Annotated in this window: 4 protein-coding genes; all 4 read right to left on the bottom strand. The window is 66.3% G+C overall.

The annotated features are described in order from the left end of the window. Positions 1 to 713 (bottom strand): hypothetical protein (locus tag ACWELQ_RS41595; RefSeq protein ID WP_452402486.1); only part of this gene is annotated, 713 nt, incomplete at its 3' end. A gap of 147 nt (positions 714 to 860) precedes the next feature. Then, complete coding sequence (gene map / locus ACWELQ_RS41590) at positions 861 to 1,661, bottom strand: type I methionyl aminopeptidase (protein ID WP_452402485.1); 801 nt, start codon at positions 1,659 to 1,661, stop codon at positions 861 to 863. After that, complete coding sequence (locus ACWELQ_RS41585) at positions 1,662 to 2,207, bottom strand: adenylate kinase (RefSeq protein WP_452402484.1); 546 nt, start codon at positions 2,205 to 2,207, stop codon at positions 1,662 to 1,664. After that, positions 2,204 to 3,370: preprotein translocase subunit SecY (gene secY, locus ACWELQ_RS41580; protein WP_452402483.1), on the bottom strand; the 1,167-nt coding region annotated here is incomplete at its 5' end. The genes ACWELQ_RS41585 and secY, both read right to left, overlap by 4 nt.

Here is a 3,370-nt window from a genome sequence, read left to right as displayed (position 1 = left end):
CGGATCGCCGGTAGCTCCGGGTCCAGCAGCAGACTGCGATACACCAGCACCGCGACACCGAAGCGGTCGCTGTAACCGTCGTGGCCGGGGATCCCGTCGAAGAGCACCCGCGGATCCCGCCACCCGTCCGCGACCGGGTGCGCCACCGGCCGCGCGTGCGCCGAACGCAAGCCCTCGCCGCCCAGCAGATACGCGCTCGATCCGGACCACAGCAGATTGTGCGGCGCGATATCGCCGTGCACCAGATCGTTGCGCTCCAACGCCTCGAAGAGCTCGCAGAACCGGATCACCACCGCGACACGGTATTCCGCGTCGAACGGCTGACCCGTCCCGTACAGCTGATCGAGCGTCCGCGGGCCGCGGTCGGGCCGCAGGAATTCGCCCGGCACGGCAGGCAGGACCACCCCGGCGAGCGCACCGTCGGCCCACACCGCGTCGATCGGCCAACTGATCGTCACCGCCGCGGCGTCCCCCCGCGCTTCCGCGCCCAGCACGATCCCGCGCCCGGTGGCCACCACCTTGCCGACCCGATCGTGTTCCTCGGGATCGGTCAGCGGCAGCGTGAAGGCGCGGTACAACCGTTCCCGGCCCGCCTGATCCCGGCATGCGTGCAGCCAGGCGCGGCCGTACCCGACGCTGACCGCCTCGCCCGCGACCTCGTAGGTATCGCCGGACGAACCGGTCACCCGGAATCCGGCATCACGATCGGCCACATCCCCCTCCATCCCTTCGCGGCCCACCGTATCGGGCACCCCCGGTAGCACGCCAACCGAGCGAGCACGCCACCGGAGCACCCCCGCGAAAACGAACGCACCCGCCCCAGCCAGGCTGGAGCGGGTGCGAAAGGCGTTGTGCGGAGGCTACTCCGGGCGCAGGGTCAGAATGCGCGGGCCGTCCTCGGTGACCGCGACCGTGTGCTCCCAGTGCGCGGCACGCGAACCGTCATCGGTGACGACGGTCCAATTGTCGTCCAGCTCATGGGTTTCCGTGGTGCCGAGGGTGAGCATGGGCTCGATGGCCAGCACCGAACCGACCCGCAACTCGGGGCCCTTACCGGGCGCGCCCTCGTTCGGCAGGAACGGATCCATGTGCATCTCCCGGCCGATGGCGTGACCGCCGTACCCGGAGACGATGCCGTACTTGCGATCGTGCAGCTTCTCCGCGGCGTAGGTGCCCTGCTCGATGGCGTGCGAGACGTCGAAGAGCCGGTTGCCGGGAAGCATGGCGGCGATCCCCGCCTCCATGGACAGCCGCGTCGCCTCCGACAGCAGGCGATCCGCCTCGATGATGGTGCCGACACCGAAGGTCCAGGCCGAATCGCCGTGCCAGCCCTCGAGAATGGCGCCGCAGTCGATGGAGACCAGGTCGCCCTCGACGAGCACATCGTCCTTGGACGGGATGCCGTGCACCACACGGTCGTTCACCGACGAGCAGATGGAACCCGGAAAACCGTGGTAACCCAGGAACGACGGGATCGCCCCGGCCTCACGAATCACCGACTCGGCCACTTCATCCAATTCCAGGGTGGAGACCCCGGGCTTGGCGGCAGCCCGCACCGCCACCAGCGCACGACCGACGATAGCGCCGGCCGCCGCCATGGCGTCCAGTTCACCGGCGGTGCGGAAGGGCACCACCTTCTTGCTCTTACGGCCGAAGACCATTCAGTGCCCCAGCGCCTTCAGCGCCCGCGTGTTGACCTCTTCGATCTCGCCGACGCCCTCGACGGAGACAACCTGACCGTCGTAGTGCTCGAGCAGCGGCTCGGTCTCCTCGCGGTAGACGCGCATGCGGTTGCGGATGACCTCTTCGGTGTCGTCGCCGCGGCCGCGGGCCAGCATGCGCTCGACCACCACGTCCTCGTCGACCACGAAGGACAGCACGGCGTCGAGCTCCTTGCCCGACTCCTTGAGCATCTTCTCCAGCGCCTCGGCCTGATCCACGGTGCGCGGGTAGCCGTCCAGGATGAAACCGTTGACGGCGTCGGGCTCACCGATGCGGGCCTCGACCATGCGGTTGGTCACGTCCGAGGGCACCAGGTTGCCGGCGTCCAGGTACTGCTGCGCCTCGCGGCCCAGCGCGGTCTGCTCCGCGATGTTGGTGCGGAAGAGGTTCCCGGTGGAGATGTGCGGAACACCGAGCTTTTCGGACAACAGTTCGGCCTGGGTGCCTTTACCGGCGCCGGGCGGTCCGAGCAGTACGAGTCTCACTTCAGGAACCCTTCGTAGTTACGGTTCATCAACTGGCTCTCGATCTGTTTCACGGTATCGAGGCCGACGCTCACAATGATCAGCACCGAGGTGCCACCGAACGGCAGGCTGGACATGCCGCCGCCACCGGAACCGATACCCAGCAACAGGTTCGGCAGCACAGCGACAGCACCGAGGTACAGCGAACCGGGCAGGGTGATCCGGCTGAGAACGTAGTTCAGGTAATCGGCCGTCGGCTTGCCCGGGCGATAGCCCGGGATGAATCCGCCGAACTTCTTCATCTCGTCCGCGCGCTCCTCCGGATTGAAGGTGATCGCGACATAGAAGTAGGTGAAGAAGACGATCAGCGCGAAGTAGATCGTCACATAGGCCGGGTTGGTCGGATTGACCAGGTACTTCTGGATCAACTCCTGCCACTTGGCGGGGTTGCCGGAGCTCTTCTGGGTCAACTGCGCCAACAGGTTCGGCAGATACAGCAGCGAGGACGCGAAGATGACCGGGATGACACCCGCCTGATTCACCTTCAGCGGCAAGTAGGTCGACGACCCGCCGTACATCTTGCGGCCCACCACGCGCTTGGCGTACTGCACCGGAATCCGGCGCTGGCCCTGCTCCACGAAGATGACGCCGATGATCACGACGAAAGCGGCGAAACCGACCAGGATCGTGGTCATCAGGCCACGGCTGTCGTAGATCTGCTTGCCCTGCGACGGAATTCGCGCCGCGATACCCGCGAAGATCAGCAGCGACATGCCGTTGCCGATACCGCGCTCGGTGATCTGCTCGCCGAACCACATGACCAGGGCGGCGCCGGCGGTCATGACCAGCACGATGATGATCATGCCGAAGATGGAGGTGTCATCGAGAATCGGCTTGGAACAGCCGCGCAGCAGCTGACCACGCGAGGCGAGCGCGACCAGACCGGTCGACTGCAGAACCGCCAGGGCGATGGACAGGTAGCGCGTGTACTGGGTCATCTTGTTCTGACCCGATTGGCCCTCCTTGCGGAGTTCCTCGAAGCGCGGGATGACGACGGTCAACAGCTGGATAATGATGCTCGCCGTGATGTACGGCATGATGCCGATCGCGAACACGGACAGCTGCAGCAGCGCGCCGCCGGAGAAGAGGTTGATCAACTGGTAGATACCGGCGGAATCGCCGCC

It is taken from the genome of Nocardia sp. NPDC004722, assembly GCF_053601505.1.
The sequence above is the reverse complement of the archived record's forward strand: the minus strand, read 5'-3'. Positions and strand labels throughout refer to the sequence as shown.

Coding starts and splice junctions, on each gene's coding strand:
- map (WP_452402485.1), bottom strand. CDS start 1,661: ATGGTCTTCGGCCGTAAGAGCAAGAAGGTGGTGCCCTTCCGCACCGCC.